This is a genomic window from Bifidobacterium sp. LH_416 (assembly GCF_056357055.1).
Genome location: NZ_JBKEVJ010000002.1, coordinates 441,198 through 465,112, shown reverse-complemented (window position 1 = coordinate 465,112; position 23,915 = coordinate 441,198). Strand labels below are relative to the sequence as shown.

Here is a 23,915-nt window from a genome sequence, read left to right as displayed (position 1 = left end):
AATGATTATGCGGCTTCCGAGGGGTGGAGGCGCGGGGAATTGAACCCCGGTCCGATGACCGAGCCCACAGTCTTCTACGTGCGTAGTCTGCTGGCCGTGCGGCAGTTTTTCTGCCCCCATCTGTGTCGCAGACAACCGATGGCGAGCATATCTGCAGTTAAAGTCCCGATGTAGCCCTGAAGCTCAGCTACATCAGCAAGTCTTCTTAACGACGCTCAGCATCCTCCCAAAGACGAGGAGAAGTGAACGGAGCGGCTGCTCACTGGTTAGTCCTGGCGCGAAGCTCAGGCAGCGAGAGCGAACTCAGTGCGGTTAGATTTAGCACTTATTCTTTTGTCGGGGTCATCCACGAGTGGACCCGACGTTCTCGGCACGCTTCCCTGCAGCGAACAGGTCACCGTCGAAACCGATCGCCCCCAATATTGAGTTATCAAACCCTTCCGGTCTTTCGGCCGGACTTTTCAATATATCCCTTCCTGTTGCAGAATGCAAATCAGCGTATGGCGATGCCGCAGGACATATACAGTAGAGCATAGAAAAAGCCTGCGCGAATCGAAGGGGGAGATTCGCGCAGGCTCGTCTGTTATTCGATGGCTAGAAAGCGGCTATCAGGCCTGAGCCTTCTTGCCTTCGAGGATCTTGTAAGCGAAGCCCATAACCAGCACGTACAGGCAGCCGACGGCCATCACGAGGATGCCACCGAACTGGCCGGCAGCGTCAGCGGCCACACCCATGATCGGCGGGAAGATAGCGCCACCGATGAGGCCCATGAGCATCAGACCGGAGATTTCGTTCTGACGATCCGGACGGTACATGAGAGCGTGGGAGAGGAACAGGGAGAACACGTTGGAGTTACCGAAGCCAACCAGAGCGACGGCGACCCAGAACAGCCAGACCGGCGGGTTATCCTGCACCAGGGCGAAGATTGCGAAGCACACAGCGGACAGGGTCATGATGACACCGCAGATGCGCAGGCCGACCTTGTTGGAGATCTTCTGCAGCACGATACCACCGGTGAAGCAGCCGATCATACGAGCGATGAAGTAGACCATGGTAGCGGTGGCGGCGATTTCAGTGAACTGGTCGCCAGTGTGCTCGGTCAGGATTCGAGGAGCCTGAGCGTTGATGCCGACGTCCACACCCACGTGAGCGACGATACCGAGGAAGCACAGGAAGACAATGGCGTCGGAGAACAGGAGCTTGAAGCAGCGGCCGATGGTGGTGGTGCCAGCGTCAGGAGCCGGTTCGTCGATCTTATCGAAGGCGAGCAGCACGTAGCCGATGATGCCGATGACGAAGTAGATGACGAAGAGGATCCACCACATGCCGAGCTTGGTGGCGCCCCAGATGGCGATGTACGGAGCGAACAGGGAAGCGAAAGCCTTGACGAACTGGCCGGTGGTCAGGGTGGAGGCGAGCTTATCGCCCTTGACGAAGACGGTCAGCAGCGGGTTCAGGGACACCTGCATCAGGGTGTTACCGATGCCGAGGAAGGCGAAGGAGATAACGATGAGAACCAGCTGTGCAGTGGACTTAGCCGGGCAGGCCACGTAGGCGATAATCGGCAGAGCCATGGCGACGAGGGTGACCAGGATGGACCACAGCACGGTCTTGCGGCGGCCGATCTTGTTCATCAGCATGCCGGTCGGCACGGAGAAGATCAGGAACCAGAAGAACACCATCGTGGTGAACAGGTTCGCGGTGCCGTCAGCCAGTGCGAACTCGCCCTTAACGTAGTTCGTCGCGGTGCCGACCAGGTCGACGAAGCCCATGACGAAGAAGGCGAACATTACCGGCAGGATCTTAGCAAATCCGGCGTTGCCGGTCTTAGTGGTTTCGTTGCTCATTATTGAATTCCCTTTTTCTTAACTGCAATGAGACAATGAATAGTTGATTTTCAATTATGTTTTCCGTGTAATCAGACACAGCTCACGCCGGCAGACGGTGTATCGAAAGGGATTACCGGACTTCATTGTCCGACGTGAACTGTGCCCGAAAACGGGAGGAAAGGAGAGGGTTTCAGCTCAGCACTGCCTGAGCTGAAACGAGATCACTTGCCAGCTTCGGCAAGGTAGTCCGGCATCTCGGTCGGGTAATCCGGCCAAGCGCCAGCCTGGGTGCACACGAATGCAGCGGTGTTGACGGCCTTGCGGTGAGCGTCTGCGAGAGAATCGCCCAGCAGGGTACGTGCGGTGAAGGTGCCGGAGAAGGAATCGCCAGCGCCGACGGTGTCAACGACCTCAACGTGCGGGGTGTCCAGAGTGGAGGACTCGCCACGGCGAGAAATCACGGTGGAGTATGCGGAGCCTGCGGTCAGGATCACGTAATCGAGATCGAACTCGTCGAGGAACCAACGGCAAGCATCCTCACCGGAGGTGCCGCGAATGTCGAACATGTCGCGCAGCAGCAGCAGTTCTTCGTCGTTGATCTTGAAGACGGTAGCAGCCTTCAGCAGCTCTTCGATCAGTTCCTTGGAGTAGTGGTCACCACGCAGGTTGATGTCGAAGAACTTCATAGCGCCCGGCTTGGTGTGCTTCAGCAGCTCCATGATGGTGGCGTGAGTCTCAGGGGAGCGCAGTGCCAGGGTACCGAAGCAGATGGCGTCGGCCTTGGAAACCACGTCGATGAGCTGACGGGTGTACAGAATGTGATCCCAAGCGACACCCTTAACGATGGTGTACTCCGGGATACCGTTCTTCAGAGCCACCTCAACGGTGGAAGTCGGCCAAGCGTTGCGCTGGATGACGGTGTTGATGCCAGCTTCGTCAGCCTTGGCAACCAGCTCGTCACCGAGTTCATCCTCACCGACGGCGCTGATGGCCCAGCCCTCGGCACCATTCTTCATCGCATGGTAAGCGAAGTTGACCGGAGCGCCGCCTGCACGCTTGCCGCCAGGCAGCATATCCCACAGCAGCTCACCGAGGCTCAGGACGATCGGGTTAGTCATGATGGTTCCTTTCCTTATTTCTTCTTGTGTGATTCCGTATGGAAATTTCACTGTTGATGTCTTGGTTCAGGAGACATCAAAGAACATCGAAGGATGTTCCAAAAATTGAGTGACCGCCACGGCTGCTGCACCGGAGACGGCGGCGTCGGCAGACAACGTGGACAGTGTGATGGACGTGGTGTTATAGATTTCCGGGATGGACCGTTCTTCCACCGTGCTGAGCACTTCGTCGAGGAACAGCGGGCCCGCTTCGGACACGATGTCTCCGATAATGATGTGCTTGGGATTAAAGCCATTAAAGATAGTGACGCAACCATAGCCAACATATCGTGCGATTGAACGAACCATGGCGATAGCCTGTTCGTTGCCTTCATTCGCCTTGGCGAACAATGCACGCGTGGCAACGGTGTGAGTCATGGTTGCGGCGTCTGGAACCAGCATGCCTTCGCTGACGAGCATGTCATGGATGGCTGGGGTGGAGCAATAGCGTTCGAGGCAGCCAATGTTGCCGCAGTCGCAGGAGCGGCCGTTGACATCCACGGAGATGTGGCCGATTTCGGTGGCGGCGCCAAGGAAACCGTTAATCAGACGTCCGTTGTCGATAACGCCAAGGCCAACGCCTTCGCCCACCAGATAGTAGGCGAGGTTGTCGCTGGTGTGGAATGCCGGATCAAACAGATAGTGGGCCAGAGCACCCGCGCGAGCGTCCTGTTCGATGAACAGCGGCACGCGGAATGCGGAGCCGAATTCGTTGATGAAGTTGACCTTGCGCCAGCCCTGCATGCCGGACACCACTGCGGTGCGGCCTTCATTGCGCAGGTAGGGGCCTGGTACGGCCATGCCAATGGCCACAATGTTGTTGTCTTCGTCAAGGAGCTGGTTGAGACGCTGGTGAATGAAAACGACAGTGTCATCAATGGTGTTTTCATACACCGTAGGCAGCGTTTCCAGATTGAGCGCATTGCCGCACAAATCAAAAACGCCGATTTGTACCAGAGAGCGGGCGAATTTTACGCCGATGATGTGGAAACGAGTGGTATCGAGCTCCAGGCCGATGGAACGACGGTTCTTGGAACCTTCGATGTCGCCGGTCTCCTCAATCACGCCGGCTTCGATGAGCTTGGCGGTGATTTTGGTGATAGCTGCGGGGGTCAGATCCAATGCCTTTGCGATTTGAGCACGGGAGCTGATGCCGTGGTGGTACAGATGCTGAAGAATACGAGAGCGGTTGGATTCGGAAACGCTGGCTTGTGAAGTAGCTTGCTTGGCTTCAAGTGCCATGATTCCTCCTTGTCCTGCCTCGTCGCGAGTGATTAGGTTCGCTCGTCTTTGAATCTGAACTTGATTAAGATATTAACCTTGTTAATTGATTCACGCAATCAACCTAATTTATCGGCGTGTCGCTTATATGACTCGCTGCTTAATTTGTTAAGAAGGTTGTCAATACTCTGGGGCACACTGATATACAGGACGAACGTTCAATGAAGAACAAAGGAGACAATATGTGTGAACAGGTTCCTAACAAATTGAGGATTGGTGTTGATGTAGGTGGCACGAAAATCGAAGCCGCGCTCATCGATCAATCCAATCGAGTGCTCGGTACGGCGCGAATTCCTGCGCGGCACGGCAATGATGCGGTCATCGAAGACATCGTCAAGGTGTCCGGCCAGGTGTGCGACGATGATTTCAGCAAGGTGTCCGCCATCGGCATCGGCACCCCCGGTCAGGTCAACCACGTTTCCGGACATGTAGACAATATCGTCAATCTTGATGTGACGTCATTGGATATGGGCCCTTTGGTGGCTGCCCGCACCGGAGTGCCAACTCGTGTGGAGAATGACGTTAATGCTGCTGCTTTGGGTGCCGCCGCAGTATTGGGTGGAGCGAGCGTGTTGCCGGGAACGGTGGCATTCCTCAATTTTGGTACCGGGCTTGCTGCAGGAATCGTGCAAGATGGTGTGCTGCTTCACGGTGCTAGCGGTGCAGCGGGAGAGGTCGGCCATATTCCGGTGGAACCGCACCGACTGAAGTGCCCCTGCGGTCAGTACGGTTGCTTGGAAACGGTGTGTTCCGGCGCTTCGGTGGCACGGTTGTGGCCTTCCGCGAATCCGGCAATGCCTGATCTGATCCGCCGTGCCAAGAAGCGCGAAGCTCAGGCCGTGGATGTGCTGGATATGGTGGTGCGTGCCATTGGCGATACTATCCAGATCGTGGCGCAATCCGTGGATCCTGCGGTGATCATTCTTGGCGGCGGCATGGCGAAAACCGGTGAGCCGTTGGTTGAGGTGATTACCGCTGAGCTTCGCCGCCGTGAGAAGACATGCCCGTTCCTTACTTCGCTGGATCTGCCGGCACGCCTGCGTCTGGCTCCACTGGACCAGCCTGTGGGAGCCATTGGAGCGGCCGTAGCTGCCTGAACTGTAGCTGATAACCATATCGAATAAGGGCTGTCTTGCGAATCACTGACGAGTGTGATTCGCAAGACAGCCCTTATTGCTGTTCACTGTATGCGTGTGGCGACGAGGTGTATTGGACTGGCTTATTACTGGCCTAAATAGTGGGTCAGCACGGCGATGGCCTCGCCCTGCACTGTGATATCCGATCCGCATTCGCAGCGCCGGATAACAGTGTGCTTGTGGAAGGTGGAAGACGTGCTGTCATCGAGATATTGCTGAGCTGCATCAATGAATGTTGCATTGACGATATCCGGTTGCCCGTACACGCAGACGTCTGCCATATCAAGCAGACCGACCGGCATGGAGAGGGCTTGACCCAGATAGCGACCGGCTTGAGCGAGAATGTCGTGCTTATGAGTCTCGTCGGCATTAATAAGTTGCCTGCGCAAAACCGTGTCGGAAATCATGGTTTCCAAGCATCCGCGTTTACCGCATGGGCATTCTGGACCATTGAGATCAATGGAGATATGGCCAATTTCACCTGCGGCATGCATCTCGCCTTTGACGGGAGTGTCATTGATAAGAATCGCCGAGCCAATACCGCTTTCTATGCGTACAAAAATCATGTTGCGGTCGCCTTGGCCGAAGAATCGCTCGGTCAGCATGGCAGCGGTGGCATCGTTGGTCACCGTTACGTTGGTGCCAAATCGTTCTCTCAACGGGGTGGCAAGATCCACATTGTGCCAGCCGAGCCAGGTGGATCGTTTCACCACACCGCCGTCCACCACGCCTGGAGAAGCAATACCGATGCCAATAACCTGGCCTTCGGTCATACCCATCATTTTCTCAATAAGCTCGCTAATCATTTCCAGCGAGACGTGTTCGTCGGCACCGAGCGTAATCTCCGCATGCCGCAACGCCTGCCCCAATAGGTTGGTGACTGCGCCGTGCAGCATATGATCTTGCGTCAAATCAAGACTAATAATGTTCAGCCTGTCAATATCAATGCTCAGTAAAGTGCCGCGTTTGCCCTTGCCGCCACTGGGTGCCTGGCCGGTCTCTCGCAGCAAGCCTTCATCAAGCATCTGGCTGACCACATCAGAAACCGCCACGCGGCTCAGCCCAGTGAGTCTGCCAAGGTCAGCGCGTGAATATTGGTTGGTGGGAAAGAGCAGAGAAAAAATAAGCTGGCGATTATTGCGGCGCACATCGGCAGGGGAGGCCTTGGCCGATTGACTATGCGCTGGCGAGGCGGCTCCGAAGAGTGACATGCATTCCTCCTGTCTGGATGAACATGCGTTCCAGAGCACTCGTACGCTCGTCGCATATGTTCTGTTGTTCTGCGCACTGAAGTTCATTCATCGTTGAATCTGTTATGAAACTTCACTAACTATTTCCAGTGTACCTCAGCTTGACTGCAAGACATCACGAAAACACCATATGTGCGTTAAGTCCAAAATTGTAAGTATCATTAACAAATAGTTGGTTCGATGTATCGAAAATACGCGGGCCACAAGGCATCTCGGGACGTGACAAAGAAGTTGCCATCACCCCTGATGCGGCAAAAACTACACAAGGCCTGTATATGACGGGTCACGGATGAAGGAAAGTACCAATGCCTGAAATCATCATTGTGAAGAATGAGGCTGAAGCTGGCGATATCTACGGACGTTGCGTGGCTGACTTGATCAAAGCCAAGCCGAATGCTGTGCTGGGTTTGGCTACCGGCTCCAGCCCGTTGGCTGCATACCGTTCTCTCGCCGCAATCATCAAGGAAGAATCCATTGATGTCTCCCAGGTCCAAGGTTTCGCACTGGACGAATATATCGGCCTGCCGCTGACTCATCCCGAGTCCTACCATGCGACCATCCACCGCACGGTGGTTGAGCCTCTCGGACTTGACCCGGCCAAGGTGCACGTGCCAGGTGATGTGCTGAACGGCACTCCGTTGGAAGATGGCGAGAAGATCGCCGGCGCTGGCCCTGCCTATGACGCAGCCATCGAAGCTGCAGGCGGCATTGACGTGCAGATTCTGGGCATTGGCACGGACGGTCACGTTGGTTTCAACGAGCCGGGTTCGTCTTTGGCTTCCGGCACCCGTGTCAAGACACTTGCCGAGCAGACCCGTGTTGATAACGCTCGCTTCTTCGATAATGACATCAACCAGGTGCCAACCCACTGCATTACTCAGGGCATTGGCACCATCATGAAGGCTCGCCACTTGGTGCTGCTGGCCTTCGGCGCCGGTAAGGCAGAGGCTATTGAAGAAACCGTGGAAGGCGGCGTGTCCGCATTCTGCCCGGCTTCTGCACTGCAGATGCATCCGCATGCCACGATTATCGTGGATGAGGAAGCCGCAAGCCGTCTGCGCCATAAGGACTACTACCGTTACGCCTACACGCACAAGCCGGCTTGGCAGGGCATCTGATCGATTATTGGAATTCGGTTTCCTGTTGGCTTCTGACATGCTGGTGAGAAGCCAACAGGAATGAGGAGCGATATGTCTGATAGGAACGAAGTCGTTGAGCGCGTCACCGCTGCTTTGAACGGTAAGCCGTCTCCCGTTGCCATTCGCAATGCGCGCAAAGTGGATGCGCGAGGAGAGCAATCCGGATATTGGGTTGTTTCTGATGCCAATGGCGTTATCGTTGCATCTGGAACAGGAAGCAATGAATTTGAGCAGGCCTGCCATGCAGTGGGCCTTGACTCTCACAGCGAGAGCGATGTCATTGATGCAGCCGGGCGAATTCTCACCCCAGGCTATGTCGACATTCATGCGCATGGCGCATGGGAGAAAAGCTTTGATGACGGTCCGGACGGTATCGATGTGGCACGGGCCGGCCATGCTGTGCATGGCACCACCCGTCAAGTGCTGTCATTGATTACCAACCCTCTTGACGTGATTTGCCATAATATTCGAACAGTCGCGGATATCATGGCTTCCGGTCGGCCGGACATTCTCGGATGTCACTTGGAAGGGCCGTTCTTGGCTTTGGCCCGCAAGGGCGCTCACGACCCGAATTGTCTGAAAGACCCGGTTCCGGAAATCGTCAATGAGATGCTTGAAGCATCCGGTGCTGATGTGGCACAGGGCAAACGTGGATGCATCCGTCAAATCACTATCGCTCCTGAGCTGCCACACGGCTTAAGCGCGATTCGCCAGTTTGCTGAAGCGGGCGTGGTGCCTGCAGTAGGCCATTGCGATGCCGACTATGAGATTGCCAAGGCTGGTTTTGACGCTGGCGCAGGCATTATGACGCATATGTTCAATGCAATGAACGGACTGCATCATCGTGAACCAGGTCCGATTCCTGCTGCAGTGGAAGATCCGCGTGTCACCATCGAACTGATCAATGATGGTTTCCATGTGCAGAATCCGATGGTCAAGCTTGGTTTCGGTTTCGCACCGCATCGCGTCGCTTTCGTGACCGATGCCATGGCCGCTACGGATTGCCCTGATGGTGCGTACAAGCTTGGTGCTTTGGACGTCAATGTTGTCGATGGGCATGCACGACTTGTGTCCAACGGTGCCATTGCCGGTTCGACGCTTCTGCTGGAAGGTGCAGTTGGCCGTGCTGTGACCGAATTGGGCATTAGCCCTGTAGCTGCAGTTGAAGCTGCTACGTTGACTCCGGCCAAGGCCTTCGGATTCGACCGTGCTAACGAGGTGACCGGTGCGCCTATCGGCTTGATCGCTTCCGGCTATGCTGCCGACTTCAACCTAGTTGATTCTGAGAACTGGAAGGTCGAACAGGTGTGGTGCGCAGGACGCAAAATCAAATAGTATCGCATTCGTGATGTGACGTGATATTGGCGTAAGAAAAGCAAAGACTTGAGCCTCCTCCCTGATGGGGAAGAAGGCCCAAGTCTTTGCTTTTTCCTATTGGCTATGTATTAATGCTGAACGCCGTCGAACACGAACAAAGCGTGTGCATCGCCATGCTTCTTGTTCTCAAAATACCGTTCAAAAAGCGCTAAGCGCTCAACAGTACTGGCGGCAAGAGGTTCAGGAAGCGCATCCAAATCGAACCATCCAACGTTTAGACTTTCCTCATCGCCTACAAATGGTTTGCTATTGCCTCCAGGCTTGACCCGGCATAGGAAGGAATGATCCATATACATGGTGTTATCGCCGTTGGCATACGTCAACACCTTGTTGGATGAGGTGACGGCTACCAAGTCAGTGACAATGGCATCCACACCGGTTTCTTCCTTAATCTCACGCACCACGGTATCCGCAGGCTGTTCGCCAGGCTCATTGATGCCGTAAACCATAGCCCACTCGCCAGTATCCGAGCGGCGGCCCAACAGCAGCTGACCCTGTTCATTCAAGACATAGCCAGTCACGCCATTAAGCCACAGCAGATCATGACCAATCTTTTTCCGTAGTTCAAGTACGAATTCTGGTGTTGGCATATTACATCCTTAACTATAAATTGGCTCCCCTCGCTGAGGGGAGCCTACGAATTATTCAGCGTGTGCAGCGGCGCGATCAGCCATCCAAGCTTCAACGTCGTCGATCTGCTTCGGAATGCCAGCGGAAATCCATTCCGGACCATGCTCAGTCATCAGCACATCATCCTCAATACGAATACCGATGCCACGGTATTCCGGCGGAATCAGCAGATCATCCTCGCGGAAGTACAGGCCTGGCTCAATGGTGAAAATCATGCCCGGGCGAATCGGAGCACCCTGGTATGCCTCAAAGCGAGCCTGAGCGCAGTCGTGCACATCAAGACCAAGATGATGTGCCACGCCGCAAGCCAGCCAACGGCGATGCTGCTGACCTTCAGGGGAGAGCGATTCCTCAACGCTTACCGGCAGCAGACCCCAATCATGCAGGCGCTCAGCAATCACACGCATGCAAGCATGATGAATATCGGAATACGTGGCGCCAGGCTTAGCGGCTTCAAAACCGGCCTGCTGAGAATCCAGCACAGCTTGGTACAGGCGCTTCTGCAGCTCAGTGAACTTGCCGTTCGTCGGGAATGTACGCGTGATATCCGCCGTGTACAGGGAATCAACCTCCACACCAGCATCCACCAGCAGCATGTCGCCGGTCTTCACCACACCGGTGTTACGCATCCAGTGCAGAATCGGAGCGTGAGGGCCAGAAGCCACAATGGAGTCATAGCCCACAGCATTACCGAGCTCGCGAGAGACCGCATTGAACGCACCCTCGAGAATTCGTTCGGAGCGCGGCTTATCCAAAGCGGCAGGTAATGCGCTCAGCAGGCGGTCAAAACCATGCTTGGTGGCATCCACAGCCTTGTGCATTTCACCAATTTCGTAAGAGTCCTTGACCATGCGGGCTTCCGACGTGAATTCGTGCAGCTTGTCATCCGCTGCGGAATTCTTATCTGGATCAGCAGCACCATTGGCTTCGCGAATGGATTCGACCAGCGAGGTGATTTGCGGATCGGTTTCGCGCATCACGCGCACGCGCACAGCGCCGGCTTCAGCGCCGACGTCTTTGCTCAGTGCATCGGCCAGCTGAGCAATATCATGCGTTTCAATACCGGTCATAGCCGTCATTTCCTTCAAACCGGCACGCGGGCCAACCCAGTACTCGCCGTAATGCGGGTTCATGAAGAAATCGGTGGTGGAGTTATCTGCGCGAGGAGCCACGAACAGTTCCGGCGTATGAGTTTGGCCAGCCTTGGCTTCTTCGGAATCCGGGTCGACCGGGTTCAGCACCAATACGGCACCAGCCTCATAATCCACGCCAAGTCCGGTGTAATAGGCGAACGCGGTATCCGGACGGAACATGTAATCGCAATCGTTGTTGCGAACCTTGGGCTGTCCGGCCGGAATCACCAGACGCTCGCCGGGGAAAGCCTTGCCAAGAGCGGCAATGCGGGCAGGAGTGAACTTGGAGGATTCAAGCGGTTCGATGTCCGGTTCATCATCAGCCCAGCCTGACTTCATAAAGTCCTTGAACGCTTCGGAACGCGGCCGCAATGAACGATTGTTCACACGATCGCTCATGGCCTGATCATTGCCGGGAGCGCTCTTACGCTCTTCGGCTTCATATTCCTTATCCTTAGCGGTGACTACCTCACCCATCGATACTCCTTTTACGAAAAAGGTCATGTTACCGCTCCCATACTAGTCGTTCGAATCCGTTTCCTGCATGCTCGTCGCTGCCTTTCATCACCATGAGTCGTTGCTTCGCTGCGGAACTCCAGCTTTGAGCAGTTTTATTCGCAGTGGAATTCGTTCATAGACTTCCGAGAATGAAAGATGCACCACATCAGTAGCTCCCGCTCGTCGAAGACCGGCATCTCGTTCCCGCTCTTTGACAACCATTTGCTGGATACTGCGATTGTTGGTCATATCCGGATTAACGTATTTCTCAGTGCCGTCGTATTCGGCGACTATTATGCGTCCGTCATCAAGCTTCCAGACAAAGTCTGCGCGGTAATCCGCTCCGGTTTGTGGATCCTTGACCGGAACCTGGATTCGTGGCATAACGAATTCTTCCTCGTAAATGGTGCCACGCATCAATGATTCTCCGCCGTTCTCGCTGCGAGGATTCGCCTGTTGCAGTAGTTGAAAAACAGGCCTATAGTCAGTTCTCTGCTTGCCGCAAGCAGCAATGACCTGATCAGCTGTTGTGCCTTGTGCAAATGCAGAGTCGAAGAATGGCAGAGCGAATCGAAAATCATAAGTATGTGCGCATTCAATAAGTACATGTGCTGGAGGGATAAGCAGTAATCCGCTAGAGGATTCTCGCATTGCCAATGAAGAGGCGTTGGCCATGTATACACGTTTCAATTGTGCGTGCCGCTGTTCGCTGCCGTGATTCTGCGTCATGATGGACACTGAGCCATCATGAAGGCACCATTGGTGCTCAAAACCATATGCGCTGGCAGCAACGAGTCCTCCAAAAACCCAGTTTGGATGTGCTTGTGCAAGTGCTTTCGCGATGTGTAACGTGCGCTCAGGCGGGGTCAGGGCTTCCCAATATGGTTTTTCTGCATATAGTGAAGGCGAACCGCAGTACGTGTGTACGAGTTCTCCGACCTTGGCACGGCGTTGCAGTGCAAGTTGTTCTGATGGAGTTGTGGAATACGCGCAACGTTTCTCGGATTTTGCGGTATCAAGAAGTCGGGCAATCGCTTTATGTGTTTTCATGCCATCAACGGTAAGGAAAATACGGCAGTAATCCATTGAAAATCAGGGAATGTGGTTCGAGCTTAGTTCGGCGGTTCGTATTGTGCTGTCAACGTTGGAATATGGCCAGTTATTCGGTTGAACGACTTGTAAATAAGTTATCCACAATACTGCGTATGGAACTGCAGATGACGGGAAATGGTCGAACAGGCGTTCCAAAGGTGCAAGAGGGAGCTTTTTGAGATGTGCTAGTGCCATGTACTGGGGTTCCCGCTGCGCTGATGTATGGAATGGGATTAAGAAGAGTGGTTCGGCGGGCACGTGATGGCATGCTCCCGTCTTTACGATGAAGCCACGAGGACATGTGATGGCATAGTGACTTCATTTTTCATGGATTACGCGGCATTCTACTTCCTTCATACGCCGGAGAAGTCGCCTCATAAGGGAATCAGTGGTTCACTGATTCCCTATATGATGCCGGAATGCCATGAATTGGCCGAGAGACTGCGCTTATTCATAGTTGGCGATGTTGAGCGGGCACTATGTGCCCTGATTGGTTCGCTGAGACGGTTCAACGAAGTCATCGGGGCAGCACCTGGATTGCCGCCATTGTTGAGTGATGCTGAGTGAAGTCGTTTTCCTACTGTTGGCCGGAGAACTTCAATAACACGTTTTTGTGATGTGCAAGAGGCATGGACTGCCCTTTTCACATCACAATATTGGTGCGCGTAGTCCCATTGAACATATATCCGTAAAGGTTGCCATCGGGACAATACATGGATGAATGTTCTCCGAGTGCGCAATGACGGTACCTATAGACCCCGGCGATTAAGATAGGGGAGGTTTGCACGTGAAGGTTCATATTCGGCATGAATTGGTAATGCAATGCGACTTTGCGATTTGCGCCTATTGCACATGCTGGATACGAATATGGGATATGACGGCAATACCGGCGTAGGCTGGAATGCGATTTGAGTATGAGAGGAATGGGCGTTATGTCATTCGAGCATCCGAACAGGAACAACGAAACGATGAGGGACGTCGAACTGGACATTATGAGCCGTCCGCCGGAACACAACACCACGAACCTCGACCTGGACCGCATGAACCTGATGCTCGATCTGCTGGGACACCCCGAGCAGTCGTTCCGTGTGATTCATGTGACAGGAACCAACGGCAAAGGCTCCACCGCGCGCATGGCTGAAGCCATCTGCCGCGCCTATGGCATGCGTACCGGTCTGTACACGTCGCCGCATCTGGAGCGAGTCAATGAACGCATCTGCATTGACGGCCAGCAGCTCTCCGATGACGACTTCATTGATATTTGGGATCAGACCAAGGATCTGGTGGCACTGGTAGACGCCAAAATGGTGGAGCAAGGCAAGCCGAAGATGAGCTTCTTCGAAGTGCTCACTGCCATGGCTATCTGGAAGTTTGCCGACGCGCCGGTTGATGTGGCCATTGTGGAAGTCGGCATGGGCGGTGCTTGGGATGCCACCAATGTGCTCAACGCCGATGCCGCCATTATCGGTCCGGTGGATATGGATCATATGCAGTGGCTGGGAGACACGGTTGAGAAGATCGCCAGCGAAAAGGTGGGCATTATCAAGCCCGGTTGCACTGCCGTCATTGGTCCGCAGCCGCATGAGGAAGCGGTTATGCCTATTATCGAAGAGGCGGCAGCGCGCAATCATGCCACACTGGTTCGCGATGGCTATGAAATGACGGTAACTGATCGTATGCCGGCTGTCGGCGGCCAGGTCGCCACGCTCACCACCCCAAACGGTACTTACGAAGGTGTGCCGATTGCCAAGTTTGGTGAGCATCAGGCCCATAACGCGCTCGCTGCGCTTGCGGCAGCCGAAGTGGTGATTCCTGTTAATGGCCCGCTGGATGGTGATTTGGTTGCCGAAGCTCTGAGCTCGGTTAAGATTCCGGGACGCATTGAACAGATCCGTACTTCACCGACCATCATTCTTGACGGCGGCCACAACGTAAACGCTGCCGAGGCGCTGCGTAAGGCCATCGAGGAAAGCTACGATTTCAAGCAGCTGGTCGGCGTCGTGGCCATGATGCGAGACAAGCAGGTTGAGGAATACCTTGGCGTGTTGGAGCCGATCCTGAGCTCTGTGGTCGTTACGGAAAACTCCTGGCGCGATCGCGTCATGTCCGCTGACGATTTGGAGAAAATCGCAGTGGAGGTCTTTGGTCGCGATCGTGTGATTAAGGAGCCTAACCTGCCTGATGCCATCCAGACCGCTGTCAACATGGTTGATGCTGAGGATGAGCTTGGCGTGGGATACGGCCATGGTGTGCTGATTTGCGGCAGCTTCGTAACAGCCGGCGATGCGCGCACCATGCTTGAGGAACATGCCAGCCCCACGATGAAGCAGGCTATGTCCATTCATCAGCCGGTGGTGGAGCCTGATGATTCCGACAATCAGGCGTCTGACGATGAGGCAGCTGACACTCTTGATGATTCGGTCAGCCCCGATGATTTCGACGTGTTCGATGTTCTCGGTTTGAGCAAGCAGCATGGCGATACCGATGAGCATTAGCCTCGAGCGCGCAATCTAGGTTAGAAACGGCCTCTTGCCATGTATCTTAAGGAACTCACCTTACGCGGCTTCAAATCCTTCGCCTCGGCCACAACATTGCGGTTCGAGCCAGGGATTACTGCGGTTGTTGGCCCAAACGGTTCAGGTAAGTCGAATATCGTCGACGCCCTGACCTGGGTCATGGGTGAGCAAGGGGCCAAAAATCTACGAGGCACCTCAATGGAGGACGTGATTTTTGCCGGTACGTCCTCCAGGCCTCCATTAGGCCGCGCGCAAGTGAGCCTGACCATTGACAATTCCGATCACACACTGGATATCGATTACACGGAAGTGACGATTTCCCGCACGATTTTCCGCAATGGTGGATCTGAATACGCTATCAATGGTTCACAATGCCGTCTTCTGGATATTCAGGAGCTGCTTTCTGATACTGGTCTCGGCCAGCAAATGCATGTAATCGTCGGGCAAGGTCGTTTGGATGCGATTCTGAAAGCCGACCCATCCGGCCATCGTGCGTTCATCGAAGAGGCGGCCGGTATTTTGAAGCATCGTAAGCGTAAGGAACGCGCGTTACGCAAGCTGGCCAATACGGAATCGAATCTGAACCGTCTGGATGATCTGCTGCGTGAGATTCACCGGCAGCTCGGACCGCTTGGCCGTCAGGCTCGCATCTCTCGCAGGGCGGATGCCATTCAGATTTCTGTGCGAGATGCGCAGGCTCGTCTGTATGCCGAAGATGCGCAACGGTCGATGATTCGACGAGAAACTGTGCGCAAGGAACTGGGCGACGTGCGATCCCAGTTGACTGCAGCACAGCGAGAATTGGCGCAAGTCAAGGTGCGTATTGAGCAGATTGAATCTTTGACTTCTCAGTCCAGCCCTGCCATTGCACAAGCCAATCAGTATTGGCATGATTTTTCCCAGACTCGCGAACGTTTGCTTTCCCTTGCGCAACTTGCCGATGAGCGATCGCTGTCGCTTACCAATAGCATTGTCAGCAATGTGGGTGAAGATCCGCGCATGCTGTATGCACGTGCTGATGAGCTTACGCAGCAAGCCGGCAAGCAAGAACATGTGGTCGCGGATGCGCGCCTCGCGTTTGATAAAGCCACGGAACAACGTGCCGACAATGAGAAACAGCTTGCGTCTATACGCCAGACTGTGACCGAGTTGCGTAAAACGGCACAAGAGCGTGATTCTGCAATCGCTCGATTGCGCGAACTCATTGCGCGAGAAGAATCCGCCGTACAGCTGGCGGAAAGTAGGGCTAAGGATTACTCGAACCAGCGTGATGCAGCAACAGAGCAGCGCGAAGAAGCGCAACGCCAACTGGATGCGCTGCGGTATGAGGCTGACGCGGTTGCAGACGATAATGGTGCCGCATTGGACGCAGCACGCACCACATTGGCTGAATGCCGTGACACGTTGAACGGGCTGACTGATACGCAGCGCGGACTGCAATCAAAGATTATTTCCTTGAAGGCTAAAGCCGACGCACTCACCGACACGTTGGAAAGCCGCAATGCGGCCGGCGAGCTGGAACATGATGCCGCAGTACATGCGTTGGGGCGTCTTACGGACTTTATTCATGTCGCCGAAGGCTGGGAAGAATCGGTGGCTCATGTGCTCGGCCAATTCTCCAGCGCCATTGTGGTTGCGGAACCGCACAATATGCTTCATGCATTGGAACGCGCGCGTGAAGATAAACTTGGCAAGGCAGTGATGATTACGGCATCAGAGCTGCCGAACGCATTGGCAGTTCGCCAGTCAGCACACAATAGCGATAATCAAGAGAGCAGTAATGATCACACGGTGCTGTGGCTTGATGCATTGGTTACCGTTAATCCTCAGGCTGCGGATATTGCCACTGCGCAATCCGTAGTGGCCGCCGTCCAACTATTACTGAGCGATACTATTGCTGCCGATAACGCGGAACAGGCGCAACAGTTGGTGGCGTCCGGGCAGACTGAACGGGCGGTGACCGCTCAAGGAGAAATGTTCTGTAGGGGAGTGGCTGCAGTCGGTGGCTCCTCACTATCTCAATCGGATCTTGCTTTGGCGGCCAAACGTGATAAAGCATTGGCGCAGGCGTCTCACCTCGAATCAGAGGAGCAGCAGATAGCTGAACAGGTGTCTCAAGCCAAGTCGCAGCGTGATGAAGCAGCACGAGCAGTAGATCGCGAATCTGCTAAGCGTACAGAACTGCGACTTCAAGCGCAACAGGCGCATAAGGCGTTGCAGGCAGCAGAACAGCGCGTGCAGTCGCTTGGATGGCAAATAACGCAATACGATAGCCGTATTACTGAAACGGAGTCACAAGCGCATGACCATCAGCTCAAGCTCGATGATCTTCATCGCGCTTTGGAATCAGCTCAGCAGAACGGGAATGCTCAGGAGCAGTGGGACGATCTTGAGGAACGGGAGCATACGCTTGAACAGACGCTCGTTCAGGCTCGAGAGCATGAAGTAGAAGCGAAAATCGCTTGGAATGAGGCCTCTCGTAAAGCCGAATCCTTACACCGTCAAGCAGGATTACTGCGAGACAATGCGAAGGAAGCGCAGGAACGCCGCGCCCGCATTGAAGCGCTGAACGCTACTCGACGAGTTCAGGCCGAACGCCTCAATGGCGTGGCTCAGGATGCGCGCACCGTAGCCGCAATGGTGACTGAGACACTGCAGAATGTTGCTGCCGAGCGTGATCGGTTGCAGGCTGAAGCATCTGATCATGATAATGAGCTGAAGTTACTGCGTGCGCAGCGCAATGATATCGAGCCTCGAGTCACTGATTTAACGGCCCGTGAACATGCGTTGGATGTGAACCGTGAACGGCTGGCCATGGAGGCGGGGCAGCTGACGCAAAAGGTTTCCGATGAACTCGGATTGACATTGGAAGAGCTGGTTCGGGAATATGGCCCTGACCAGCCAGTGCCGGTTTTGGATGACAACGGCAACCCTGTGCCGGTTGACGATTCATCTGACGAATCATCATCAGATAGTTCATCAGCCAATGAGACGGCTTTGGAACGTCACGAAGCAGCGCCTCAACGATTCCTCACCGTGCCGTACAACCGTGCGGAGCAGAAGAAACGCTTGGATAAAGCTTGTCGCGATTTGGCTGCCTTGGGCAAAATCAATCCGCTGGCCACCGAAGAATATGAGGCGCTGGAAGAGCGCAACAAGTATTTGAATGATCAGCGCAATGATGTGGTCAAGTCCCGTGATGATTTGATGCAGCTCATCAAAGAACTCGATTCCACGATGATTACGGTCTTTAAATCGGCGTTCGACGATACGGCCGAGGCCTTCCAACAGGTGTTCGCCACATTGTTCCCTGGAGGCACCGGGCGCTTGCGTTTGGAGGATCCAGATGACCTGCTGACCACAGGAGTCTTGGTGGAGGCAAGCCCTGCCGGCAAGCGAGTCAAGCAGTTGAGTCTGCTTTCCGGCGGCGAACGATCACTCACCGCATTGGCGTTGCTATTCGCTATTTTCACTGCTCGACCCAGCCCGTTCTATGTGATGGACGAGGTGGAAGCTGCATTGGATGATGTGAATTTAACTAGATTGATTAATGCGCTGAATGAGCTGCGCGAGCATGCGCAGCTCATCATCATCACGCATCAGCAGCGCACGATGTCTATTGCCGATGCGCTCTATGGTGTGACCATGCGAGCTGATGGTGTGACGGCTGTGATCAGTCAGAAAATGGATTCCAGAACCTGAAATCGGGGGAGCAGCCGCATAACTGTGGCACGGGATCGCGAAGTGGCTGCCATTCGATGATTCTTCACCTCGCGTATCTTTTTGGGCTGAAACCATTGGCGAGCTGCCTTCAGAATGGTGAGCGTGGCATAGAGTGCACGATGGATTGGAACATCGCGAGCCGGGGCAACCGGAGTGATTTCTTCAGTGAACTTGGTTTTAAACTCGTTGAGTCCCTTCAATGAAGGCGCAAAATCGGAACCGATACCCATCAAATCATAATCAGTAATTCCTTGCTGCCCGAGCATGCAGCATTCAGCATAAAGCAAGCGGTCGGTTACGTGCAGTCGCATAGCACTATCGCGCATGGCTGCATAGTAGCGCACAGCATACGAGCCATTAACTGTGATAATGGACCATGCGACTACCTGACCATTAATGCGCGCGGCGAATACACGGCAGTGGTCAGGGCCAAGGGCGCTAATCATATCGGAATAGTCGGCGATGGGTGCAGGCGTGAAACCATCGCGCTTACCGGTTTCGACCATCACATCGTAATATTCGGAGAAATCAGCCAGTGCGAGTTCGGTTTCGTCAGCTATTGTTGCGGGGCATTCACGAAGCGATTTGCGCACGTCACGCCTACCGCGGCGCTTCATGCGGGATAGGATTGCGTCATCCCCGCCAGTGACGTCAATGACTACCGTCCAGTCATACGGCACTGTTGAAAGTACTGGTACTGTACCAGCGGCCGACCATGTGTCGATGCGTAAGAATGCGATGCTCGGATCTGCGTGACGAATGTATGCGGTAAGTGCCCGAATGACCGAATGTTCAAGATTTGGATTAGGCAGGATTGTCCAAACCGGTCCGTGCGCAGAGCGCAGATAACGGTAGCCGTGCGTGCGATATTCGATAAGCGTGAGGAAGGCTACTGGTGCATCGCCATCGAGCACTGCCAACGATCCCCAAGTATGGCGACCGTCGATAGTGTCTTGATACTTGGCCCATTCCTCGGTCTGTTCTACAGGAAGAACAATGTCGCAAGCAACGGCTTCTTCCTCAATGTTCTGGAATGTGGTCTTAACAACAGTAAGCATAACTTCAGCTTTCATATGGCGTACAAGTTCTGATGACTGTCGAATATTGTGCGTTGCACACTTGGCAGAATCTTGGAACTATGCCGCCGAACAGCTGAAGCTATGCTTGTGTTTTACTTAAAAAAGCTGGTTGCGTTGCTGAATGCTGAGTTTTATCGGCTGAGTTTTCCTCGACGGATATTCTGGATAAAACGAAGCAAACCATAGAATCCACGCTGAATTGGGATGTCATGGCCGGCTGCAACCGGTGTGATTTCCGGAGCGAACTTGGTTTTGAACTGGTTCAGACCTTTCAAGGATGGTGCGAAGTCGGAACCAATGCCCATCATGTCCAAGCTGACGATGCCCTGTGCACCCAGCGTGCAGAAGATGTGATAGAACATCTTGTCCGGCACGCGTAGACGACGGACTGCGGTGCTCATGCAGCCGTAGTAGTACACAGCTCGCTGATCGTTGATGGTCACCAAACACCAGTTGACCACCTTGCCGTCAATACGGCTGACGAACAAACGGCAGTGATCCGGGCCAAGCTCACGCAGCATGTCTTCGTAGTCGCTCTTGGGCGCAGGCGTGAATCCATCGCGGTTACCGGTGTCGACCATCACGCCATAGTATTCGTCAAACGATTTGGAGGCCTGCTCGGTTTCGTCGGCACAGACTGCTGGGCTTTCGCGAAGTGCCTTACGCACGTTTTGACGGCCACGGGCACGCATACGAGCCAGAATCTTTTCGTCGCCTCCAGTCAGATCCACGATAACGGTCTGATCGTATGGCACGGTGGACAGCACACGGTAGTAGCCGTCTTCATACCAAGTATCGACGCGCAGGAATACCACCTTGCGGTCTTTGGCGTGAACTGCCTTCACCAAGGCGTCGATGACTTCGCGCTCCTCTTCCTGAGTGGGCTTGGACACCCACACCGGACCATGAAGGGAACGCAGGTAATGATAACCATGCGTTTCGTAATCAATAAGCAGCAGTACGGCGATGAGCACGTCGTCTCGTTTGATGAGGTAGGCGCCCCAAGGGTGGCGGCCAGGCACGGTGGACTGGTAGCGTGCCCACGCTTCGGTCTGCTCAATAGGCAGCACGAGGCCGGCTGCTGCCGCTGCCTGTTCCATTGCGGCGGCTGTGGTGTGTTCAAGAGTAATCACTGCGGACTCCTTGGAAATGATGTGAATGCTGTAAGTCTGTATGAATCAGCTGACGAATCGATATTGAGTATTGGGTACTGGCAAACGGAATATCATGTGGATTAGTCGTTTGGCTGTTCGATGCCGAACAGTCTGCGAATCACGTGCCCATCGCCTTCATAAGGGGCGTGTTTGCCTTCCACTTTGATCCACTGTTCCTCGCCCTTGCCAATAACAAGCACAACATTGAACTGTCCCTGCTGCGCTGTCTGCTCAGCTTCCGCCACGGCTTGCTCAATGGCCTTGGCTCGATCGAGAACAATCTCACTGGAAACGCGCGGATTCGTGATGTAACTGCGCATCTCGTTCAAGATATCGATCATTGGTTCCTTGACGGTATCCTCAGAAGTCAGGATGATACGGTCGGCTCGTTCCTGCGCTCCATTGATGATGCCTTCACGACGATCCACGGCCTTATCGCCAACTGAACCGGTAACCACGGTGATACGAGGATTGCGATCAGCATATTTGCGAGACACGAAGTCAATCAGTGTGCGCGTGCTGACGAAATTATGCGCGTAATCCACATAAGCCACGATGGAGCCGTCACTGTTCGCAAAATGCTCCATGCGGCCAGAGATACGCACATGCTCCAGTGCGGCAAAAGCAGGGGAGTCTTCAGGTACTCCAGCCTCCCTGGCCAACGCGATGGCGGTGGCGGCATTAGCGGCATTGAACCCGCCCTCAAGCTCCAAGGAGAAGTCGCCAATAGCCTTTCCATGCTCTTGGAAGATGTATTGAGACGCATTGTTCAGGTCAGGAAGCGCCACAAAATCGCTATCATTGCTGTCCTGATCGCTGCGCAACGCGAAAGTCACGACAGGCACCTGTGCCCTGCGTGCATCCTCGCGAATCAAATCAGCATGAGCGCAGTCGGTTCCCAGTACCAGCGTGCGGCAGTTCTTCGTAATCTGACGCTTGCAATACAGGTAATCCTCGAACGTGGGATGCTCGATAGAGCTGATATGGTCAGGAGAGATGTTAAGGAATGCGGCCACATCGAAAGTGAGCCCATACACGCGGTTGACCTTGTACGCCTGGGAGGACACTTCCATCACAAGGTATTTCATGCCGTTTGCTACGGCCTCATGCATCATGCGGAAAGCGTCAAGGCTTTCCGGCGTGGTCAGAGCCGATTCAACATAAGTATGCCCGTCCAAACAGTTGTCGATAGAAGAGAAGAGCGCGCACTTGCCGTCCGAATAGGCGTTCAACACCGCCTGCGCGAAATACGCCGTGGTGGTTTTACCCTTAGTGCCAGTGATGCCAATAACCGTGAGCTGCTCCTGAGGCCTGCCAAAGAATTCGGCGGCAAGCAGACTCATGGCTTTACGCACATCATTGACGATAAGACCCGGTGCCTTGGTCTCAGCGGAGTAATCGGTTTGCGCAACATAGGCGGCAAGGCCGCAATCATCAATACCATGGAGGAATGAGGCCTTGAAGTTACCTTTGCAGAACAGCAAAGTACCATCGGTCACTTCTCGCGTATCATAGGTGACGTTGCCAAAAGGTTGGTCATGCTGATCGATTGCACTGGAATCAAGGGTCCAGCGCTCGCCGGCGATAATCTCCCGTAACAAATGATGCTGCTCAAGCAGCTGGGCTGCTGAAGCCAAAGTCAAAGCCATAAATCGTTTCTCCCTATTTCTTACCGAAAGTTATTCTACAGGCCAGTGCCGCTGGCACGCGATTCATATGGCATCGACCACGATATAGGCACACGAGTTGGCTAGAATGAGCAATCGTGACGACGAAACAAGGAACCATGAATCTCGAAGATCAGGGTGAACCCACTCAACCGCAGGACGTGACGCCTGTGGCAGAAAGCATGCAGACCAAGCGTGCTAGGTTCGAGAAACTGGCCATGCCTGCCGTCAACGCGCTGTATAGGCAAGCTATGAGGCTGACCAATAATCCCGATGATGCGCAAGATCTGGTGCAGGATACGTTCGAGCGTGGATTCAAAGCATTCGATACATTCCAGCCTGGCTCGAATTTCGAGGCATGGATGACCACCATTGAACGCAACGCCTATTTCAATCAATACGCGAAAGCCAAGCGCAGACCGCAACGGGCGAACGATTCTACCGGCGAATACGACGATTGGGATATTTATGATGCGGCCGAACACTCGTCAGATGGATTGAAATCTGCTGAAGAGGAATATTTGGACGCTTTTGCTCCCGAGGAAATTATGGCGGCGCTCGCCAAGCTTTCCCCCGAACGCCGCCAAGTGTTCATTGATGCTGCGATTGACGGTAAATCGTATCAGCAGGTGGCTGATGAGCAAGGCGTAAAAATCGGTACGGTAATGAGTCGTTTGAATCGAGCTCGTGCCCAACTGAAACGCGAATTGGCGGCATACGCCCGTGAACGTGGATATGTAGCAGATAATGCGGCAAAAACCACAGGTTCACCATCCGCGAAGTTGCCGAAAAATGAGGAGCACGATACACAAACCAGCCATAATGGGAATGATGGAAAGGAGATGCGATGATGAATGATCACAGTGTTGAACAGACACGTCATATCTCCATTACCAGCGCAACCGTCGATGGTGTGGTGAGTAGAACAGAAGTGCATATCACCACTCGGCAATGCTGCTCAGGTGACGGTTCCACGGAGTGCAGCTGTGAGTCTATGCACGATGCTCAGGAATATGACCAGTATGAGCAGGAGGGGGAGTGTTTCGACCCCTCAACATGTTGTGATGCACGTGAACAGGCGTTGATTACTGCGCTGCGAGCATATCTGCGCCCAGATGTGGCCCCCGAATGCCTGATGGCAAAACTCAAAGCCACATTGGATCATTGCTGCGGTGAAGATAAGCAGTGATAATGCTCCAGTGAACAGATAAACCAATACACTAGGCCAATAAACAGTGAAGCCCGCCTGATTAC

General features: G+C 54.1%; 17 protein-coding genes and 1 other RNA gene. 7 read left to right on the top strand and 11 right to left on the bottom strand.

Going from position 1 to position 23,915, the window contains the following annotated elements; all coding sequences use genetic code 11:
* Nucleotides 1–21: 21 nt before the first annotated feature.
* From ssrA to AC1AY0_RS06510, 4 genes are all read right to left on the bottom strand, one after another.
* Nucleotides 22–418: a transfer-messenger RNA gene (gene ssrA / locus AC1AY0_RS06525) on the bottom strand.
* Nucleotides 419–608: 190 nt separating this feature from the next.
* Nucleotides 609–1,847 carry an MFS transporter gene (locus AC1AY0_RS06520; RefSeq protein ID WP_476523168.1) on the bottom strand — a complete coding sequence of 413 codons (1,239 nt, stop codon included), beginning with the start codon at nucleotides 1,845–1,847 and terminating at the stop codon, nucleotides 609–611.
* 203 nt (nucleotides 1,848–2,050) lie between these two features.
* Complete coding sequence (locus AC1AY0_RS06515) at nucleotides 2,051–2,947, bottom strand: carbohydrate kinase family protein (protein ID WP_214376922.1); 897 nt, start codon at nucleotides 2,945–2,947, stop codon at nucleotides 2,051–2,053.
* A 66-nt stretch (nucleotides 2,948–3,013) separates the two neighbouring features.
* Nucleotides 3,014–4,228, bottom strand: a complete 1,215-nt coding sequence (locus AC1AY0_RS06510) for an ROK family transcriptional regulator (protein WP_476523169.1) — start codon at nucleotides 4,226–4,228, stop codon at nucleotides 3,014–3,016.
* Between the two features lie 200 nt (nucleotides 4,229–4,428).
* On the opposite strand from AC1AY0_RS06510, the gene AC1AY0_RS06505 reads away from it, so the two are divergent.
* Nucleotides 4,429–5,364: an ROK family protein gene (locus AC1AY0_RS06505; RefSeq protein WP_476523171.1), complete on the top strand. Its 936-nt coding sequence runs from the start codon at nucleotides 4,429–4,431 to the stop codon at nucleotides 5,362–5,364.
* A gap of 125 nt (nucleotides 5,365–5,489) precedes the next feature.
* Here the strand turns inward: AC1AY0_RS06505 and AC1AY0_RS06500 are convergent, their stop codons facing one another.
* The gene (locus AC1AY0_RS06500) at nucleotides 5,490–6,614 is read right to left on the bottom strand and encodes an ROK family protein (RefSeq protein ID WP_476523172.1); all 1,125 of its coding nucleotides are present in this window, start codon (nucleotides 6,612–6,614) and stop codon (nucleotides 5,490–5,492) included.
* 344 nt (nucleotides 6,615–6,958) lie between these two features.
* Between AC1AY0_RS06500 and nagB the strand changes: the two genes are divergently transcribed.
* The gene (gene nagB / locus AC1AY0_RS06495) at nucleotides 6,959–7,771 is read left to right on the top strand and encodes a glucosamine-6-phosphate deaminase (RefSeq protein ID WP_476523173.1); all 813 of its coding nucleotides are present in this window, start codon (nucleotides 6,959–6,961) and stop codon (nucleotides 7,769–7,771) included.
* 72 nt (nucleotides 7,772–7,843) lie between these two features.
* Nucleotides 7,844–9,127, top strand: a complete 1,284-nt coding sequence (locus AC1AY0_RS06490) for an N-acetylglucosamine-6-phosphate deacetylase (protein WP_476523174.1) — start codon at nucleotides 7,844–7,846, stop codon at nucleotides 9,125–9,127.
* Between the two features lie 110 nt (nucleotides 9,128–9,237).
* On the opposite strand, the gene AC1AY0_RS06485 is transcribed toward AC1AY0_RS06490, so the two are convergent.
* From AC1AY0_RS06485 to AC1AY0_RS06475, 3 genes are all read right to left on the bottom strand, one after another.
* The gene (locus AC1AY0_RS06485; protein WP_476523176.1) at nucleotides 9,238–9,759 is read right to left on the bottom strand and encodes an NUDIX hydrolase; all 522 of its coding nucleotides are present in this window, start codon (nucleotides 9,757–9,759) and stop codon (nucleotides 9,238–9,240) included.
* 51 nt (nucleotides 9,760–9,810) lie between these two features.
* Complete coding sequence (locus AC1AY0_RS06480) at nucleotides 9,811–11,409, bottom strand: aminopeptidase P family protein (protein WP_476523177.1); 1,599 nt, start codon at nucleotides 11,407–11,409, stop codon at nucleotides 9,811–9,813.
* Nucleotides 11,410–11,496: 87 nt separating this feature from the next.
* Nucleotides 11,497–12,516: a hypothetical protein gene (locus tag AC1AY0_RS06475; protein ID WP_476523178.1), complete on the bottom strand. Its 1,020-nt coding sequence runs from the start codon at nucleotides 12,514–12,516 to the stop codon at nucleotides 11,497–11,499.
* Between the two features lie 938 nt (nucleotides 12,517–13,454).
* Here AC1AY0_RS06475 and AC1AY0_RS06470 point away from each other — a divergent pair.
* Together AC1AY0_RS06470 and smc are read left to right on the top strand one after the other, a co-directional pair.
* Nucleotides 13,455–15,017 carry a bifunctional folylpolyglutamate synthase/dihydrofolate synthase gene (locus AC1AY0_RS06470; protein ID WP_476523179.1) on the top strand — a complete coding sequence of 521 codons (1,563 nt, stop codon included), beginning with the start codon at nucleotides 13,455–13,457 and terminating at the stop codon, nucleotides 15,015–15,017.
* 39 nt (nucleotides 15,018–15,056) lie between these two features.
* Entirely contained in the window at nucleotides 15,057–18,740 is a 3,684-nt protein-coding gene (smc, locus tag AC1AY0_RS06465) for a chromosome segregation protein SMC (RefSeq protein WP_476523180.1), read from the top strand.
* Here the strand turns inward: smc and AC1AY0_RS06460 are convergent.
* From AC1AY0_RS06460 to AC1AY0_RS06450, 3 genes are all read right to left on the bottom strand, one after another.
* Nucleotides 18,716–19,819, bottom strand: coding sequence for a lipid II:glycine glycyltransferase FemX (locus AC1AY0_RS06460; RefSeq protein WP_476523181.1), 1,104 nt, complete (start codon nucleotides 19,817–19,819; stop codon nucleotides 18,716–18,718). The two genes, smc and AC1AY0_RS06460, sit on opposite strands and share 25 nt — an antisense overlap.
* A 152-nt stretch (nucleotides 19,820–19,971) precedes the next feature.
* Nucleotides 19,972–20,973 (bottom strand): lipid II:glycine glycyltransferase FemX, encoded by a 1,002-nt coding sequence (locus AC1AY0_RS06455; RefSeq protein ID WP_476523182.1) that lies wholly within the window; start codon nucleotides 20,971–20,973, stop codon nucleotides 19,972–19,974.
* A 101-nt stretch (nucleotides 20,974–21,074) separates the two neighbouring features.
* Nucleotides 21,075–22,643: a UDP-N-acetylmuramoyl-L-alanyl-D-glutamate--2,6-diaminopimelate ligase gene (locus AC1AY0_RS06450; RefSeq protein WP_476523183.1), complete on the bottom strand. Its 1,569-nt coding sequence runs from the start codon at nucleotides 22,641–22,643 to the stop codon at nucleotides 21,075–21,077.
* Nucleotides 22,644–22,843: 200 nt separating this feature from the next.
* Between AC1AY0_RS06450 and AC1AY0_RS06445 the strand changes: the two genes are divergently transcribed.
* Together AC1AY0_RS06445 and AC1AY0_RS06440 are read left to right on the top strand one after the other, a co-directional pair.
* Complete coding sequence (locus AC1AY0_RS06445; protein WP_476523316.1) at nucleotides 22,844–23,512, top strand: sigma-70 family RNA polymerase sigma factor; 669 nt, start codon at nucleotides 22,844–22,846, stop codon at nucleotides 23,510–23,512.
* Nucleotides 23,512–23,850 carry a hypothetical protein gene (locus AC1AY0_RS06440; RefSeq protein WP_476523317.1) on the top strand — a complete coding sequence of 113 codons (339 nt, stop codon included), beginning with the start codon at nucleotides 23,512–23,514 and terminating at the stop codon, nucleotides 23,848–23,850. Before AC1AY0_RS06445 ends, AC1AY0_RS06440 begins: the two co-directional genes overlap by 1 nt.
* The last annotated feature ends 65 nt before the right edge of the window (nucleotides 23,851–23,915 follow it).

What these genes read in the sequence shown, in the direction of transcription:
- AC1AY0_RS06450 (WP_476523183.1), bottom strand. Translation starts at nt 22,643, where the DNA reads ATGGCTTTGACTTTGGCTTCAGCAGCCCAGCTGCTTGAGCAGCATCAT.
- AC1AY0_RS06475 (WP_476523178.1), bottom strand. Translation starts at nt 12,516, where the DNA reads ATGGATTACTGCCGTATTTTCCTTACCGTTGATGGCATGAAAACACAT.
- AC1AY0_RS06460 (WP_476523181.1), bottom strand. Translation starts at nt 19,819, where the DNA reads ATGCTTACTGTTGTTAAGACCACATTCCAGAACATTGAGGAAGAAGCC.
- smc (WP_476523180.1), top strand. Translation starts at nt 15,057, where the DNA reads ATGTATCTTAAGGAACTCACCTTACGCGGCTTCAAATCCTTCGCCTCG.
- AC1AY0_RS06515 (WP_214376922.1), bottom strand. Translation starts at nt 2,947, where the DNA reads ATGACTAACCCGATCGTCCTGAGCCTCGGTGAGCTGCTGTGGGATATG.
- AC1AY0_RS06485 (WP_476523176.1), bottom strand. Translation starts at nt 9,759, where the DNA reads ATGCCAACACCAGAATTCGTACTTGAACTACGGAAAAAGATTGGTCAT.
- AC1AY0_RS06470 (WP_476523179.1), top strand. Translation starts at nt 13,455, where the DNA reads ATGTCATTCGAGCATCCGAACAGGAACAACGAAACGATGAGGGACGTC.
- AC1AY0_RS06490 (WP_476523174.1), top strand. Translation starts at nt 7,844, where the DNA reads ATGTCTGATAGGAACGAAGTCGTTGAGCGCGTCACCGCTGCTTTGAAC.
- AC1AY0_RS06445 (WP_476523316.1), top strand. Translation starts at nt 22,844, where the DNA reads ATGCAGACCAAGCGTGCTAGGTTCGAGAAACTGGCCATGCCTGCCGTC.
- nagB (WP_476523173.1), top strand. Translation starts at nt 6,959, where the DNA reads ATGCCTGAAATCATCATTGTGAAGAATGAGGCTGAAGCTGGCGATATC.
- AC1AY0_RS06480 (WP_476523177.1), bottom strand. Translation starts at nt 11,409, where the DNA reads ATGGGTGAGGTAGTCACCGCTAAGGATAAGGAATATGAAGCCGAAGAG.
- AC1AY0_RS06505 (WP_476523171.1), top strand. Translation starts at nt 4,429, where the DNA reads ATGAAGAACAAAGGAGACAATATGTGTGAACAGGTTCCTAACAAATTG.
- AC1AY0_RS06520 (WP_476523168.1), bottom strand. Translation starts at nt 1,847, where the DNA reads ATGAGCAACGAAACCACTAAGACCGGCAACGCCGGATTTGCTAAGATC.
- AC1AY0_RS06510 (WP_476523169.1), bottom strand. Translation starts at nt 4,228, where the DNA reads ATGGCACTTGAAGCCAAGCAAGCTACTTCACAAGCCAGCGTTTCCGAA.
- AC1AY0_RS06440 (WP_476523317.1), top strand. Translation starts at nt 23,512, where the DNA reads ATGAATGATCACAGTGTTGAACAGACACGTCATATCTCCATTACCAGC.
- AC1AY0_RS06500 (WP_476523172.1), bottom strand. Translation starts at nt 6,614, where the DNA reads ATGTCACTCTTCGGAGCCGCCTCGCCAGCGCATAGTCAATCGGCCAAG.